Origin of the sequence: Luteibacter sp. 621, assembly GCF_050435445.1 — a bacterium.
GTDB lineage: Bacteria > Pseudomonadota > Gammaproteobacteria > Xanthomonadales > Rhodanobacteraceae > Luteibacter.
This window is the reverse complement of the sequence record NZ_JBNDKI010000011.1, coordinates 153,907-170,141: the sequence shown is the minus strand read 5'-3', so window position 1 is coordinate 170,141 and position 16,235 is coordinate 153,907. Positions and strand designations below refer to the sequence as shown.

Genomic DNA, 16,235 nt, shown 5'->3' with positions numbered 1-16,235 from the left:
GGGGGGGGGGGGCCCCCCCCCCGCGCGCGCGCCCCCCCCCCCCCCCCCCCCCGTTTGGCTATTCCTCTTCTTAATATACTGCGGCCGGCGGGCGGGGCCGCCCCGCGGGGGCGCCCCCCCCCCCCCCCCCCCCCCCCCCCCCCCCCCGCTCCTACATATTGGGTCCGGCGTACCGGACGGCCGCGCCGGATTAGTCGCGGCGGGCCAGCAGCATGCCCACAAGGATGCCGACGCCGAAGCCGCTGAGGATGGCGCCGAGCGGGCGGTGGGCGACGGCATCGCGCACGGTCTCTACCGCATCACCCGCCTTCTGCTGCACGCGGCCGGCAACTTCGCGGACCGCACCTTCGCCTTCGAGGTCGTGGTCACCGGTGAGGGCGCCGGCGGCGCGCTGCACACGGCCACCGATGGTATTGGCGGCGCCGCGGATCTGGTCTTCGTTCATGGGCTCTCTCCCTCGTGCATGGATACAGGGGGTGACCATGCCCGGCCGTTAGTGCACGAATCGCCAAATCGACGTCAAGCCTTCACCGGCACTCCATGCGGCGACGCGTCATAATGGTCCACCTCTGGTCATGAAGGGGTGCGCCCGCCCATGGAAGCCACGCAAGACCTCCCGTCCCAGGCTGGCGCTGCCGCCTGGCCCGAGGCCACGATTGAGCGGGGACCGGTGCGCTTTACCGTGCTGACGCCCCGGCTGATACGGCTGGAATGGAGTGAGGACGGCCAGTTCCGCGATCGCCGCACCCAGGTTGTCGTGCACCGGGCGCTGGAGGTGCCGCCTTTTCATATCGACGAGGACGAGGCCACCCTGCAGGTGGATACCGGCCTGCTGCGCCTGCGCTACATCAAGGATTCGGGCCGCTTCACGCCCGATAACCTCTCCATGCTCGTCCGCGGCCCGGGCCATGAGGCCAGCTGGCACCCGGGGAATGTGCAGAAGCAGAACCTGGGTGGCACCTACCGCACCCTGGACCGCTATGAAGGCGATACCTGGACCGATGGCAGCAAGCTGCCGCTGGAAGAGGGCCTGATCGCGCGCGATGGCTGGCACGTGGTCGACGATACCGCCAGCTTCGGTATCGATGAGGCGGGATGGGTGGTGGCGCGGCCGGAAGGTGAGCGCCAGGACTGGTACTTCTTCGGCTACGGCCACGATTTCCGCGCCGCCCTGGCCGATTTTGCCGCGATCGCCGGGCCGCAGCCGATTCCGCCGCGCTTCGTGTTCGGCTACTGGTGGTCGCGTTACTGGAACTATTCCGACGAGGAACTGCGCACGCTGGGCGCGCGGTTCGAGAAGGAGCGCATTCCGCTGGATGTGCTGGTGCTGGACATGGATTGGCACACCACGCCGGGGCTCTCGCTGCGCCCGGGCCATGAACACCACGATGTGTTTGGTGAGCAATCCGGCTGGACCGGCTACACCTTCAACCGCAGCCTGTTCCCCGATCCCAGGGCATTCATGCGCTGGGCGCACGGCGAAAACCTGCGCATCACGCTCAACCTGCACCCGGCATCGGGCGTGATGCCGCACGAGGAAAAATACGAAGCGATGGCGAAGGCGCTGTCGTGGGATACCTCGACCCAGGCGCCTGTACCGTTTGAAGGCGCCTCGCAGCCGTACATGCGCGCTTTGTTCGACACCATCCTCATTCCGCTGGAAAAGCAGGGTGTGGATTTCTGGTGGCTGGACTGGCAGCAGTGGAAGGAATCGAAGGCGTTCCCGGGGTTATCGAACACCTGGTGGCTCAACCATGTGTTCTTCACCGAGATGCAGCGCGAGAGCGACCAGCGTGGCCTGATCTACCACCGCTGGGGCGGCCTGGGTAACCACCGTTATCCGATCGGCTTCTCCGGCGATAGCGTGATCAGCTGGATCTCGCTGGCGTACCAGCCGCATTTCACCGCCATGGCCTCCAATGTGTTGTACGGCTACTGGAGCCACGATATCGGCGGGCATACCTTCGACAAGGCGATACCGCGGCCGGAGCGCCATCTGGATCCGGAGCTGTATGCGCGGTGGATGCAGCTGGGCGTGTTCTCGCCCGTGCTGCGCACGCACTCGGCGAAGGAAGCCAGCCTGCACAAGGAGCCGTGGCACTTCGGGCCGCCGTATGGCGATGCGGTGTTCGCAGCGATCCGCCTGCGTTACCAGCTGGCGCCGTATATCTACGGTGCCGCGCGCGATGCGTACGATACGGGCCTGTCGATCGTGCGGCCCATGTACTACCACTGGCCGGAACACGAAGAGGCGTACACCAACCCCGGGCAGTACATGTTCGGCAACGACATCATGGTGGCGCCGGTGACGACCCAGGTGGGGCCCGATGGCACCGTGCCGTTTCCGGTATGGCTACCGCCGGGGCTGTGGTACTCGCGCGATGGCGCGGAGTCGTACGAGGGTGGTGGCATCCTGGCCCGGTCGTACAACCTCGAGGAGATCCCGATCTTCGTGCGCCCGGGCAGCGTGGTGCCGTTGTATCCCGAGGGTATGCGCAACCTGGCCACGGTGCCGGATACGCTGATCCTGCAGGTATTTCCTGGCGACGAAGGCGCCACGTCGCTGTACGACGACGATGGCAGCACGCAGGGCTACCAGCGCGGTGAATTCGCACGCACGCATGTACGCAGCCGCCGTGGCGACCGTGCGCATCATGTTCGTATTGATGCGATGGATGGCGACTACACCGGGCGGCCGACGACGCGGCGCTATGTGGTGGAGTTGCTCGACGCCGGTATACCCGAGAGCGTGGAGGTCAACGGCGAAGTGTTGCCATACAGCGATGAACCGCAACCGCGCACCTGGTTGTTCGATCCTGCATGGCTGTGCATCCGTGTTGACCTTGGTCCGCGCCTGGTGAGCCGGCCGCAGGATATCGTCGCGCGGTTCGCGCCAGAGCATTCCATGCCGAGTGGCTTGCTGCACCGCATGCGCCGCGCGCGCGATGCGGTGTTGTACCTGAAGCAGGTGTGGGGCGATATTTCCGCGCTGCCCGATGACGTGGACCTGGCGGGGCAGGCCGCGCGCGTGCTCGCCTATGCCATGGAGAACGGCGATGGCGAAGGCCGCGCCGAACGTTTCAGCCAGGCCGTGGCCGAATTCGAGGAGCGCTTCAGGAACCTGCCCGCCAGCGTCAACGCCACGCCGATCGACGATGCGTTCAAACGCACCTTCGCCGACTTGCTGGGCCGATGACCATAGCCCGCCTATGCTGACCTGTAGGAGCGTGCTCGCACGCGATGGGTGCTCGCCCCACCTCGGGCCATCGCGACCTGGGATCGCGCGCAAGCGCGCTCCTACACGGGTCTTCGCGATCGTCTGCCTGCTGGTGGCGTGGTGCGCCCACGCCCAGACGCCCATCCGCGTCGGCTCCAAAGCCGACAACGAAGGCGCTTTCCTCGGCCAGGTGATCCTGCAGGTGCTGAAGCACGAAGGCATCCCGGTGGTGGACCACACCCAGCTCGGCCCCACCTCGATCGTGCGCCGTGCGTTGCTTGGCGGCGACCTGGATGTGTACCCGGAGTACACCGGCAATGCGGCGTTCTTCTTCCACCGCGAGCACGATGCGGCGTTTCGCGATGCCGCGCAGGCGTATGCGCTCGCGGCATCGCTCGACCGGGTGAACCACGTGACGTGGCTGAAGCCGGCACCGGCGGATAATCACTGGGCGATCGGTGTGCGCAAGGATGTGGCCGAGGCGAACCAGCTGCAGTCGTTGCTGGATTTTGCGCGCTGGGCGAACCCCAACGTTCTGCTCGCGGGCTCGGCGGAATTCGTGGAGAGTGATGCAGCGTTGCCGGCGTTCCAGAAAGCGTATGGCTTCACCTTGCACGGCGAGCAGCTGCTCGTGCTTGCGGGCGGCGATACCTCCGCGACGATCAAAGCCGCGGCGGAGGGCATCTCGGGTGTGAATGCCAGCATGGTGTACTCCACCGATGGCGCGATCGCCGTGACCGGCCTGGTGGTATTGGAGGATCCGAAGCACGTGGAGATGGTGTACCAGCCTGCGCCCGTGGTGCGCGACGAGGTGCTGAAGCAGTACCCCGCCATGCGTGGCGCACTGGAGGCCGCGTTTGCGCCGTTGACCGTCGAGCGCCTGCGCGAACTGAATGCCCGCACCCAGATCAACGGCGAAGATGCCTCGAAGGTCGCCGCGGACTACCTGCGCGAACAAGGCCTGACCCGATGAGCCATCCTCCCGTAGGAGCGCGCTTGCGCGCGATAAGCCCATGCAGCGGTGATTCGGTATGACGGCTATGGCGCAGCCATCGCGCGCGAGCGCGCTCCTACACGAGCGGGGGCGGCTTCCGGTCGTTGTGCTTGGTGCCGTGGGCTTGTTCGCATCGCTGGCCATGGCCTTCCTGCACGTCGCACCTAACCGGCTGTTGAGCGGCCACCCCGCCAGCCCGCACATCGCGTTGCTTGCCGCTGCATGGATCGTCACGGTCGCGGCGGGGTTCTGGCGCGGCGGTGCGCTGTTCGCACTCCTGCTCACGCTCGGCTTGCCGTTCCTGGCGGGCCACGACGCGGCACGGTTGTTGCTGCACGCGCCGCCCACCACGCGTATCCAGCTCGGTGCCGGCTTCTGGACCATGTGGCTGGCTGCCGCCTTGCTCCTGCTGGATCGCCTTCGCCACCTGCGCCTCGCGTGGCGCGCGGCCGCGTGGCTGCTTATCGCGGTGGCGTGCGTTGCGGGCGCCATGGCTGGCGCCTTCAGCGACCTTGGGCTGGTGCGTGAGTGGCAAGCCCAGCGCGGCGCCTTCACCGATGCGCTGGCAACGCACGTCATGCTATCGCTGGTGACGCTCGGCATCGCCCTGGCGGCCGGCGCGCCGCTTGGCTATCTCGCCTGGCGTAAGCGCCGCGCCGGGGGCGCCGTGCTGGGTGTACTGGCTTTCCTGCAGACGGTGCCATCGCTTGCACTGTTCGCCCTTTTGATCGGCCCGTTCGCATGGCTTGCGCGGGCATGGCCCGCATTGGGCGCGCTTGGCTTCGGCGGCACCGGCGCGGCACCGGCGGTGTTCGCGCTGGTGCTCTACGCGCTGCTCCCGGTCGTGCGCTACACGGTGGCCGGGCTGGACGCCGTGCCCGCCGATGCGCGCGAAGCCGCGCGTGGCCTGGGCATGACCCGCGGCCAGGTGCTGCTGGGCATTCAACTTCCCCTCGGCTGGCCCGTGCTGCTCGCCGGCCTGCGCATCGTGGCCGTGCAGACGATCGGCCTGGCTGCCGTCGCCGCGCTGATCGGCGCGGGTGGCATGGGCCGCTTTGTGTTCCTGGGCATAGGGCAGGGCGCGACGGACATGGTGTTGTTGGGTACGCTGGCGATCATCGTGCTGGCGCTCGCCGCCGATCTTTTATTCCAGGGCCTGATGGCTTTTACCGGACGCCGCGCATGATCGAGTTCGACCACGTCCACAAGGCCTTCGGCGATCACGTGGTGATCGAGGACCTGTCGCTGCGGGTGGAGGACGGCGAGTTCTTCGTGCTGGTCGGGCCCTCCGGCTCCGGCAAGTCCACGTTGCTGCGCACCGTGAACCGGCTCACGCACATCGATCGTGGCCGGGTGCGGGTGGATGGAAACGACGTTGCCACGCAGCCCATTGAAACGCTGCGCCGCGGGATCGGCTATGCGATCCAGTCGGTGGGCCTCTTTCCGCACCGCACTGTCGCGGAAAACATCGCGGCGGTCCCGCACCTGCTCGGCTGGCCCCAGCAGCAGATCGACGAGCGCGTGGCCGAGTTGATCGCATGGCTGAAGCTCGACGAGCCGGGCATGGCCGGTCGCTACCCGGATACGCTTTCCGGCGGCCAGGCGCAGCGCGTCGGCGTGGCGCGCGCACTGGCAGCACGGCCAAAGATCGTGCTGATGGATGAGCCGTTCGGCGCGCTCGATCCGCTCACGCGCGAGTCATTGCAGGCCAGCGTGAAGGCGATCCAGAAAGACACCGGGACCACCATCCTGTTCGTGACCCACGATATGGATGAAGCCTTCCGCCTGGGCGATCGCGTGGCGTTGATGCTGGATGGCCGCCTGGCCCAGGTCGGCACGCCGCTTGAGCTGATCCGCTCACCGGCCGACGAGCGCGTCAATGAATTCGTGGGTGGTACGCGTGCGTACCTGCGTGAGCTGGCAGTGCGTTGCGTGCGCGATAGCATGCGCCAGGATGAACGTGCCGATGGTGACGCTATTGCACCCGAGGCCACGTTGCAGGAGGCACTGGGCCTGATGCTGGAGAAGCGCCGTGACCGGCTGGCCGTGGCTGGCGGCGGTGCGATTCTGCTGGCCGATATCGTCGCGAGGCCGCGGTGAAGCGCTCGCACTCATGAAAACCTGGCTGCCTCCGCTCATCCTGCTCGCCCTGTTGGTTGCCCTGCCGCACACCGCACCGCTCTTCCACGCGTGGCTGCCGGACCTTTCGCATCCGTTGTACTGGCGCACGTCGTTCGCCGAGCTCGCGCTTTCCCATGCCTTGCTCGTCGCCATCGCCACCGTGGTCGCTGTCGTGGTTGGCCTCTCGCTCGGTATTCTTGCCACGCGTCCGGCAGGGCGCTCATTACTGCCGACGGTGCGCGCGGTCGCGGTGATCGGGCAGACGTTTCCTCCGGTGGCGGTACTCGCGATCGCGGTGCCGTTGCTCGGTTTCGGCGCGGCGCCGACGTTGCTGGCGTTGTCGCTTTACGGCGTATTGCCGGTGCTGGGGCAGACCGTCGCCGGGCTCGACCAGGTGCCCGTCAGTGCGCTGCACGCGGCGGACGGCATGGGCTATGGGCGCTGGCGCAGGCTATGGGAAGTCGAATTGCCGTTGGCGGCGGGGCCGATCATGGCGGGCGTGCGGCTGTCGGCCACCGTGAGCGTGGGTACCGCGACGATTGGTTCGGCGGTGGGGGCGGCAACGCTCGGGGCGCCGATTGTCGAAGGGCTGGTGGGGAACAACACGGCCTACGTGGTGCAGGGGGCGTTGCTGGTCGGTGCGCTGGCGCTGACGGTGGATGGGTTGTTGGGCTTCGTCGAAAACCGCATTCGTCGGCCGCCGGGGTGAAACGAGGGGCGCGGCGTCACCACCGCGCCCCTTACGGGCTTACCAGATCTTCACTCGCTGCTTCGGGTCGAGGTACAGCTTCTGGCCCGGCTTGGGCTGGAATGCGTCGTACCACGGATCGAGGTTGCGCACGGTCTGGGCGCGGAACGTGCCCGGTGCGTGCACATCGCCGACGATCTGCTGGCGCAGGGCGGCGTCGCGGGTCTTCTCACGCCAGCTCTGGGCGAAAGCGAGGAAGAAGCGCTGATCGCCGGTGAGGCCATCGATCACCGGGGCGGGCTTGCCGCCCAGGCTGTTCTTGTAGGCCGCGTAGGCGATGGTCAGGCCCGACACATCGGCGATGTTCTCGCCCAAGGTCTGCTGGCCATTCACGTGCAGGCCGGGCAGGGCTTCGTACGCGTTGAACTGTTCGACCAGGCGCTGGCCCGCTTCCTTGAAGTGCTTCTGGTCGGCTTCGGTCCACCAGTTAGCCAGGCGGCCCTGGGCATCGAATTCGGCGCCGAGGTTATCGAAGCTGTGGCTGATCTCGTGGCCGATCACGGCGCCGATGGAGCCGTAGTTCGACGCCGGGTCGGCCTTAGGATCGAAGAACGGCGCCTCGAGGATGGCGGCCGGGAAGTTGAGCGCGTTCTGCAGCGGCAGGTTCACCGCGTTCACGGTCTGCGGGGTCATCCACCACTCGTCGCGATCCACCGGCTTGCCCAGCTTGGCCTTCTGATGGGCGTACTCGGCGAGTTCGGCGCGGATGTGGTTGCCCACCGCGTCATCCGGCTTGATCTCCAGCTTGGAGTAATCGCGCCAGGTATCCGGGTAGCCCACACCCACCTTGATGGTAGCGATCTTGGCCTTGGCCTTTTCGCGCGTGGCCGGGGTCATCCACTCCAGCTGGCCCACGCGGTCGTCGAACGCCTTCAGGATGTTCTTCACCATGTCCTGCACTTCCGCGCGCGAGGACGCCGGGAAGTACTGCTTCACATAGATCTGGCCCACGGCATCGCCCAGGTCACCGTTGACCCGGCCCACGCCACGCTTCCAGCGGTCGCGCTGCTTGGGCGTGCCGGTAAGGGTCTTGCTGTAGAAATCGAACGCCAGGTCGTCGAACTTCTTGCCGATCAGGCCGCTGGCGTTCTCGTTGATGGTGTGGAAGCGCAGCCACGCCTTCCAGGTATCCAGCGGTTCGCTGCTGACCAGGGCGCCGAATTGGGTCACCGTGTTGGGCTGCCAGACCACGAAGGTGGGCTGGTCGTTGAGGCCGGCGGCGGTGAAGTAGGCATCCCAGTCGATGCCCGGGGCCTTGGTGGCGAAGGCGGTGCGCGGCCAGGGGTTGTTGGCCTTGTGCACGTCCTCGCTATCGACGATGGATTCCTGCGCCTGGGCGATCTTGGTTTCCAGCGCCACGATGGCCTTGGCTTCGGCCGCGGCACCCTTGTCGCCGGCGGCGGCCAGGATGGCCTGCACGTAGGCGGCGTATTTGGTGCGCGCCTCGACCATGTCCTTGTCGGTCTTCAGGTAGTAATCGCGGTTGGGCATCCCCAAGCCGCCCTGCAGCAGGTAGGGCACGTTCTTCGAAGGGTCTTCCAGGCCCTGGGCCACGAACAGGCCGAGCAGGTGCTCGGTATCGAGGTGGGTGGCGTTGATCGGATCCACGTCGGCGCGTAGCTGGGCGCCCAGCGCAGTGGAAAGGTCCTTCTTGTCCTTGATGGCGGCGATCTTGTCGAGCGCAGGCTGCAGCGGTTTCAGGCCGGCCTTCTCGATCGCGGCCTCATCCATGTAGGCCTTGTAGTAATCGGCGATCAGGCGCTGGTTGGTGCCTGCCGCGGGGTTGCCTTCGCCGGCGGCCTTGATCAGGTCGGCGTTGCGCTTCTCGGCCTTCTGGAACACCACCAGGAATACGCCGGTGCTGGCGCGGTCGGCGGGGATCTGTGCCGATTTGATCCAGGTGCCGTTGGCGTATTCGTTGAAGTCATCGCCGGGCTGCACGGCCTTGTCGATGCCCTTCAGGTCGATACCGGATGGCGCTGCGGCGGCGAGGGCGCCGGTGCTGGCGAGGCCGCAGGCGATAGCCGCGGCGAGGAGGGTGGATTTCATGCGGGCTGCCCTTTTGACGAGGAACGGGACGCCACGATAAGCCCGCGCGGGCCCGGCCGCGCCCATGACGTATGGCCTAGATGCTTTCTGTCGGAGCGGGGGGGGGGGGGGGGGGGGGGGGGGGGGGGGGCCCCCCCCCCCCCCCGCCCCGGCCCCCCCCCCCCCCGCCCCCCCCCCCCCCCCCCCCCCCCCCCCCCCCCCCCCCGCTCCTACAGGGGGGCGTCCTACGAAACGGGCTTCGACAGATGTGAAGGGGCCTTATGCCCTAATGACAGTCCGGCCCCGCAACGGGCGCCGGCGGGGCGGGCCGCGGGTCGCCCGGGCCTGCCCTGACCTTTCCTTGGCAGTGATCTTTAGGGAGATCGACATGAATGCACGTTTTGAACTGACCGGCCCGCAGATGGACATCAACAGCTATCCGCTCTGGGCACAGGACATGGTGTCGTCCTGTGAGGATGCGCGGCGGGCCATCGTCAGCCACGAGATGTGGTCGCTGATGGTGGCGGCGCAACTGGACCCGGGTGCCACCCGGAACTTCATGGTGGGCGTGTGGCCGGTGATCGAGCGTTTCCCAGGCTACATGGCGCATAGCCTGCTGAAGACCCGTTTTGGCCGCAGCCCGGGTGATGACCTCGCCCGGCGCTGGCTGGTGCGCAATATCCGCGTGGAACAGAACCACGCGGAGTACTGGCTGAACTGGGCCGAATCCGCAGGGGTGTCGCGGGCCGAGGTGCTGGGCGCGGAGCCGCCCAAGGGCTCGCAGGCGCTGGCCGACTGGTGCGAGGAGGTGAGCCGCAACGATTCGCTCGCCGCCGGCATTGCCGCGACCAACTATGCCGTGGAAGGCGCGACCGGTGATTGGTCGCAAATCGTCTATGAAAGCAGTGCTTATGCGGAGAGCTTGCCGATTACGGGCCGCAAAGCCGGCCTCCGCTGGCTTCAGCTTCATGCAGCATATGACGATACCCATCCGTGGGAGGCGCTTGAGATCGTCTGCACCCTGCTGGGGACCAACCCCCCGGTGGACCAGGTGGAGCACATCAAGGAGTGCGTGCGCCGCAGCTATATCAGCATGGCTATCACGCTGGATCGCTGCATGGACGTGGTCGGCTCGTATCGCGGTTTGAACGAGGTGGCTGCATAACTCGCAAGTTGGGTCGGAAGTAGCGCACTATCACCCCCGCGATGGGAATCCAGTTACCGATGCACCGTGTTGAAGCCAACCACCTGCAACCGCTCACCAGGCGCCTGAGGCCCCTGGCGTACGCGCTTGTGGCGGGCGCGGTGCTCGTGCTGGCCCTGACCTGGGTGGCCGTGCAGACCCAGGTGACTCTCGCCGGTTTCCTCAACGGCGAGAGTCTCTGGTCCAAAGCACAGAAGCAGTCCGTGATCGATCTGGATGCGTACGCGGCCCATGGCCGCAAGGCGGATCTTGAGAGCTTTCGCAGCAACTTCGCCGTGCTTATGGCTGATCGCTGGGCGCGCGATGCGATCGCCAGCGGCGATTACGAAGGCAGTGAAGTCGAAGACGCGTTCGCGCGCGGCGGGGTCATTCCCGAAGCCATCCCCGGCATGATTTTCATCTTCGCCCATTTCAGCAACATGCCCTACGTACGCGAGGCCGTTGCCGAATGGCGCTCGGTCGATGCCAGCCTGGTGGAAATGGAAGACACCGCGGATCGCCTTGAGCACGCCTACGAAGCGGGCACCATGGATACGGCAGCGATCGACCGCGAACGTGCTCGCATCGATGACCTTAACCGCTACATCGAGCCACGTGCGAAGGCCTTCTCGCTCGATATCGCCAACGGTGCATCGTGGCTGGGCCGTGTCCTGTTTTTTACCGTGGTGGCCGTGGCCTTGCTCGCCGCGCTGCTGTGGGTCCGCTTCGCCCGGCGCATCCTCGCGGGTATCCGTGGCACCGAGGAACGCTACAGCCTGCTGTTCGATAGCGCGGCGGATGCGATCTTCATGGTGGATGAAGCCAGCGGTGCCATCCTGGATGCGAACCACCGCGCCGCGGCGTGGGTGGGGTGCCAGCGTGCCGACCTGATCGGCTTGCCGCTGGCTACGCTGTTCCTCGAAGGCTCCGCTCATTCCGGGGTGGGCCTTTTGCGTTCGGCCAACGGGAGCACTCGCCCCGTGGAGACGCAGAGCAGCCTGGTGGTGTGGGGGCAGCAACAGGTGAGCCAGGCCATCGTGCGCGATATTTCCGATCGCGTGGCCATGGAGCAGGAACGCAAGATCGCTGCCGAAGCACTGGCGAGCATCGCCGAGGGCGTGATCATTGCCGATGCCGACCGCCGCGTGACGACGACCAACGCGGCGCACCAGAAACTTACCGGCATGCCGTTGCACATGCTGCGCAACAAGCGGCTCGATGCGACCCGTACGCTGCCGGATGGCCGGCCGCTGCCGCAATCGCTATGGGATGAAATCGCCGCAGGCGACAACTGGCTGGGCGAAGTGGAAAGCCGCCGCGCCGATGGCAGTGTGTACCCGGAGCTGATGAGCATCAGCAGCATTCGCGACAAGGATGGCCGCCCGCAGCACTACGTTGCGGTCGTTTCCGACATCACCACGCGCAAGGCCGATCGCCAGCGCCTGCAGCACATGGCCACGCACGATCCGCTGACGGGCCTGGTCACCCGTTCCGAATTCGAGCGCCGCTGCGCCGAGGCGATCACCCGTGCGGCGCATGCCCGCGGTGCCTGCGTGGTGCTGTTCGTCGACCTGGATGCGTTCAAGGTCGTGAATGACAGTTACAGCCACGCCACGGGCGATGCGTTGCTGATCCGCGTGGCCGAGCGCATCCGTTCGCTGCTCTCGCCGCATGACGTGGCCGGGCGCATTGGCGGCGATGAGTTCACCATCCTGCTTTCCGACCTGCGCTCGCGCGAGGAAGCGCTGGTGCTGGCCGAGGCGTTGCTGGCCGCGCTGTCGCGCCCGTTCGATCTGGGCGATTACGAACTGTTCGTCTCGGCCAGCATCGGCATTGCCGGTTACCCGCTGGATGGCAATGATGCCGTGACGCTTATCGCCAATGCGGATGCGGCGATGTACGTGGCCAAGATGGAAGAGCGCAATGCCCTGCGCTTCTACACACCCAAGATGCACGCCGACGCACGGCGCCGCCTGAAGCTGGCGGCCGAACTGCGCCAGGCGTTGCAGCGTAATGAGTTCCACCTGGTGTACCAGCCCAGCGTGGAGATGAAGACCGGCCGCATCCTGGCGGTGGAAGCGTTGATCCGCTGGCAGCACCCCGAGCGCGGGCTGGTGCCGCCGGATGAATTCATCCCCATCGCGGAAAGCCTCGGCCTGATCCGCCAGATCGACCAGTGGGTATTGCAGCGTGCGTGCGAGCAGTTGCGCTTGTGGGACGAGGCGCGCCTGCCGCAGCTGCGCATGGCGGTGAATGTCTCGGCGGGTTCATTTAGCCACCCGGATTTTCTTGCGGGCGTGGGCCAGGCCTTGCTGGCCAGCGGCATCCCGCCGAAGCGCCTGCTGGTGGAACTCACCGAGAGCGCCATCCTGCGCATGGGCGAGGACACCGAGCGGGCCATGCTGGCGCTGCATAACCTGGGCGTGGCCGTGGCCATCGATGATTTCGGCACGGGCTACTCGTCGCTGGCGTACCTGAAACTGCCCGCGGTGGCGTACCTGAAGATCGATCGCAGCTTCGTCACGGGCCTGCCGGCGAGCGGCAACGATGTGGCGATTACCGAGGCCATGGTGGCCATTGCCCGCAGCCTGGGCCTGCATACGATTGCGGAAGGTATTGAGACCGAATCGCAACACGATTTCCTGCTGCGCGCCGGTTGCCAGGAAGGCCAGGGCTACCTCTATTCCCGCCCGGTGTCGCCTGAAGATATCGCGCGCCTGCTGGCGCCCAGGCCCGGTGCCACCTCCGGCAAGCACCTGAGCCTGGTGCCCCCGCGCCGCGCCTGACACCCCCGGGTGGGCTTGTACAAGACGTTTCCAGGCCCTGTGATTCACGCTATGGGTCCCCATATATCGGCCCAACGTCCCCGTGCAAGGATCCCCCGTGTCCACCCACGATTCCATCGTCTTCCTGTTCGATGTCGATAACACCTTGATCGACAACGACCGTTTCAGCGCCGACCTCGCCGCGCAGCTCGAAAGCCGCTTTGGTAAAGAGGGCCACGAGCGCTACAACGCCATCGATAAAGAGATCCGCGCGCAGGTGGGCTACGCGGATTACCTGGGTTCGCTGCAGCGCCTGCGCGGCCAGCAGAGCAGCCCCGATTTCATGCAGATGAGTTTCTTCCTGCTCGATTACCCGTTCGACGAGCGCCGCTTCGCGGGTGCACTCGAGGCGATCGATCACCTGCGTACGCTGGGCCGCCCCGTGATCATGTCCGATGGCGATACCGTGTTCCAGCCGCGCAAGATCCGCCGCGCCGGCTTGTGGGATGCGTTCCGCGGCGATGTGCTGATCTACGTGCACAAGGAAGACATGCTCGATGACATGCAGAAGGCGTACCCCGCCGATCACTACGTGATGGTGGATGACAAGCCGCGCATCCTGGTGGCGCTGAAGAAGCTGATGGGCGACCGCGTTACCACGGTGTGGGTGAAGCAGGGCCATTACGCCGCTGCAGCGGGCAAGGAACTGGAAGAGACGCCGCCGGATATCACCATCAACGGCGTCGGTGAGCTGGCGGCGCTGGGCCGCGAGGCGTTCCTGGCCGCGGCGTAAGCGGGCCTGATCTTCGTCGGGCCGGCTGCCGCCGGATCGCGTGCCAGCACGCTCCTACAGAACGCCGTTCCGTGAAAGCGTGCAGGCTGTTGTTGTAGGAGCGAGCTTGCTCGCGATCCGGCGTACCTCAGGCATCAAACGCCCCGCGCACCCATTCCACCGTATCGCCTTCGAACGCCATCACATCGAACCGGCAGGGCCGGCCGGTATCCCACGGATGCGCGGCGAACCACACGTGCGCGGCGCTGATCAGGCGCTGCTGCTTCGTTTTGGTGATGGAAGCGAGCGCGCCGCCGTAACCGCCGCTGCGCCGGTAACGCACCTCGACGAACACGAGGACCTCGCGTTCGAGCATCACCAGGTCGATTTCGCCGAAGCGGCAGAGGAATTTGGCGCGCACGAAGCGCAGCCCATGGTCTTCCAGATACAAGCGCGCCGCGTCTTCGTAACGATCACCGATGACGCGGCGCGAGAGGGTAGAGCAGGTTTTACCGTGCACGCGGACTCCTTTTCCGCGCCGGGGCAGGGGAGGGATTTAACCGCCGCCGCCGCTTTCCACGGTCGGCGCGGTCGCCGGCGCTTCGAGTTCAAGGCTACCGGCGACCGGATGGGCCACGCCGTCAGCGAAACGCGCCCAAATGAGTACGCGCCGAACCCGGCCGAACTCATCCGCGACCAACTGGCCGGTGGCGCCCGGCAGGTAGCTGCCGGCATGGCCACGCATCCAGTCGATGTACGGCACCAGGCCCCACGCATCCATGCCGAAGGCAAACAGGCGCGCGGCGACGCCGCGCGTGGCCGGCAGGGCCGCGGCCAGGTCCGCACGGTGCGGCAGGCCCGGCTGTGCATCGAACAGCCACGGCGCATCGCAGAACTCCACGCCTTCCAGGTCGCGATCCGAGGTCGGATCATCGCCACCGGAGTAAACGTGCGAGGTGGCGAACACCGGCAGGTTGTTCTTCGCCAGGCGCAGCTGCGGCAACAGCAGGCGGGCCTGCTGCGGCTTCATGCTGATGAACACGCCGCTGGTCGTGGCGTCCTCATCGGTGGGCGTGCCCAGCGCGGAAAGCTGCGAGGCGAAATCGATGCTGTTGGCATCGAGCGTGACCTGGTTGGCCAGCGTGCCGCCGCGTGCCTGCCATTCGGCCTTGAAGGCGTTGCCGGCGCGGCGGGCGAAATCATCGGTGGAAACGATGACCGTGGCCGTCTTCATGCCCTTGTCGGCCATGTGGTCGGCCACCTGCGCGCCTTCGGTCTCCGGCACCAGGCCGAATTCATTGGCACCGGCGGGCGGCAGGTTCTTCGTATCGCTGGGGTAGTTCAGCGTGAGCATCGGCGCAGGCAGGGCGCCCTTGGCGAAGATGGCGCTGACGCCCTCGCGGTTGAGCGGGCCGACCACGAACTTCGCGCCTTCGGCGACCGCCTTGTCGTACGCCGCCACGGCGTGTGCCGCATCGTTGCCGGCGTCGTACACCACCACTTCGGGGCGCGGCGCATTGGCGTGGGCAGAATCGACGTAATGGGTGAAGAAGCCATCGCGGATGGCGGCACCGGCGCCGGCCAGCGGGCCGGTGAGCGGCAGCAGAAGCGCGACCTTGCCCGGCACCTTGTAGCCTTCGCGCACGCCCTGGTCGCCGGTGACGGTGCCGACGGCCTGATCAAGCACGGCAGGCCCGCTCCTCACGTTGCCGAGCTGGGACTGGGCTTCGATGACCCACGGCTTCATCGGATCGTTCGCAGCAAGGTCGTTGCTGCGGGCGGTAAGTTCGCTGCCACCGATGCCGGTGAGCAAGGTGAGGATCTCGCGGCGGTTCTGCTCGCGATCGATCCCGCGCAGTTGGCCATCCAGCTCCACGCGGGTCTGCGCGGCGCTCCAGGGATCACCCGCGGCGGCTTGCGCGCGGGCGCGAAGTTCGGCAAGGCGCTGGTCGATCTGCGGCGAAACGCGTGCCGCCGGCTTGCCGGTGAGCGAGAGCGCGGTCTTCGCATCGTTGTTCTTCAGGGCGATCTCGGCACGCAAGGCATCGAAGCGCAGGGCGTCCTCGCCTTCCAGGTGCGAGCGGCGCACATCGGCGATCGCCGGCGCGGCGCGATCGAGCGCGCCCTCCTGGCGGTAGGCTTCGCCGGCCAGCAGCTTGTAGTAGTCGCGGTGGTCGGGATCCTGCTGGGCCAGGGCCAGGTAGGCCTGCGCCGCCTGGTCGAACTGGCCCTTGGTGTACATGGCCTGCGCGGCCTGCGTGGCTTCGCCGGAGGGGCTGTGGGCCTCGGGGCGCGAGGCGCCCGGCGTCACGCAGCCGGCGAGGGCGGCGCTGGTGAGGACACACAGGGCTGTGGTGCGGATCGATCGCATCGCAAGTTCCTTGGGGCGCAGTGGCGCCGCGCTGGC

12 protein-coding genes are annotated in these 16,235 nt (G+C 66.8%); 8 read left to right on the top strand and 4 right to left on the bottom strand.

Going from position 1 to position 16,235, the window contains the following annotated elements:
• Positions 1-190 precede the first annotated feature (190 nt).
• A complete protein-coding gene (locus tag ABIE56_RS13700) occupies positions 191-445 on the bottom strand; it encodes a CsbD family protein (RefSeq protein ID WP_429244338.1) in 255 nt (84 codons plus the stop codon).
• A 150-nt stretch (positions 446-595) separates the two neighbouring features.
• Between ABIE56_RS13700 and ABIE56_RS13695 the strand changes: the two genes are divergently transcribed.
• The 5 genes from ABIE56_RS13695 (at position 596) to ABIE56_RS13675 (ending at position 7,041) form a co-directional block, all read left to right on the top strand.
• On the top strand, positions 596-3,196 hold the full coding sequence (locus tag ABIE56_RS13695) for a TIM-barrel domain-containing protein (protein WP_429244337.1): 2,601 nt from the start codon (positions 596-598) through the stop codon (positions 3,194-3,196).
• Positions 3,197-3,329: 133 nt separating this feature from the next.
• Positions 3,330-4,190, top strand: a complete 861-nt coding sequence (locus tag ABIE56_RS13690) for a glycine betaine ABC transporter substrate-binding protein (protein ID WP_429244336.1) — start codon at positions 3,330-3,332, stop codon at positions 4,188-4,190.
• A 145-nt stretch (positions 4,191-4,335) separates the two neighbouring features.
• Positions 4,336-5,397, top strand: coding sequence for an ABC transporter permease (locus ABIE56_RS13685; RefSeq protein WP_429244335.1), 1,062 nt, complete (start codon positions 4,336-4,338; stop codon positions 5,395-5,397).
• Complete coding sequence (locus ABIE56_RS13680; protein ID WP_429244334.1) at positions 5,394-6,311, top strand: ABC transporter ATP-binding protein; 918 nt, start codon at positions 5,394-5,396, stop codon at positions 6,309-6,311. The genes ABIE56_RS13685 and ABIE56_RS13680 overlap by 4 nt, the downstream gene beginning before the upstream one ends.
• Before the next feature lie 13 nt (positions 6,312-6,324).
• Positions 6,325-7,041, top strand: a complete 717-nt coding sequence (locus ABIE56_RS13675) for an ABC transporter permease (RefSeq protein WP_429244333.1) — start codon at positions 6,325-6,327, stop codon at positions 7,039-7,041.
• Positions 7,042-7,080: 39 nt separating this feature from the next.
• Here the strand turns inward: ABIE56_RS13675 and ABIE56_RS13670 are convergent, their stop codons facing one another.
• A complete protein-coding gene (locus tag ABIE56_RS13670; protein WP_429244332.1) occupies positions 7,081-9,129 on the bottom strand; it encodes a M13 family metallopeptidase in 2,049 nt (682 codons plus the stop codon).
• Positions 9,130-9,496: 367 nt separating this feature from the next.
• On the opposite strand from ABIE56_RS13670, the gene ABIE56_RS13665 reads away from it, so the two are divergent.
• The 3 genes from ABIE56_RS13665 to ABIE56_RS13655 all read left to right on the top strand — a co-directional run bounded on the left by ABIE56_RS13665 (position 9,497) and on the right by ABIE56_RS13655 (position 13,849).
• A complete protein-coding gene (locus ABIE56_RS13665; protein ID WP_429244331.1) occupies positions 9,497-10,273 on the top strand; it encodes a TenA family transcriptional regulator in 777 nt (258 codons plus the stop codon).
• A gap of 59 nt (positions 10,274-10,332) precedes the next feature.
• Positions 10,333-13,077, top strand: coding sequence for a putative bifunctional diguanylate cyclase/phosphodiesterase (locus tag ABIE56_RS13660; protein WP_429244330.1), 2,745 nt, complete (start codon positions 10,333-10,335; stop codon positions 13,075-13,077).
• Positions 13,078-13,174: 97 nt separating this feature from the next.
• Positions 13,175-13,849 carry an HAD family hydrolase gene (locus tag ABIE56_RS13655; protein ID WP_429244329.1) on the top strand — a complete coding sequence of 225 codons (675 nt, stop codon included), beginning with the start codon at positions 13,175-13,177 and terminating at the stop codon, positions 13,847-13,849.
• Between the two features lie 127 nt (positions 13,850-13,976).
• Here ABIE56_RS13655 and ABIE56_RS13650 read toward each other — a convergent pair whose 3' ends face one another.
• Together ABIE56_RS13650 and ABIE56_RS13645 are read right to left on the bottom strand one after the other, a co-directional pair.
• Entirely contained in the window at positions 13,977-14,348 is a 372-nt protein-coding gene (locus tag ABIE56_RS13650) for a YraN family protein (RefSeq protein WP_429244328.1), read from the bottom strand.
• A gap of 36 nt (positions 14,349-14,384) precedes the next feature.
• Entirely contained in the window at positions 14,385-16,199 is a 1,815-nt protein-coding gene (locus ABIE56_RS13645) for a penicillin-binding protein activator (protein WP_429244327.1), read from the bottom strand.
• Positions 16,200-16,235 lie beyond the last annotated feature (36 nt).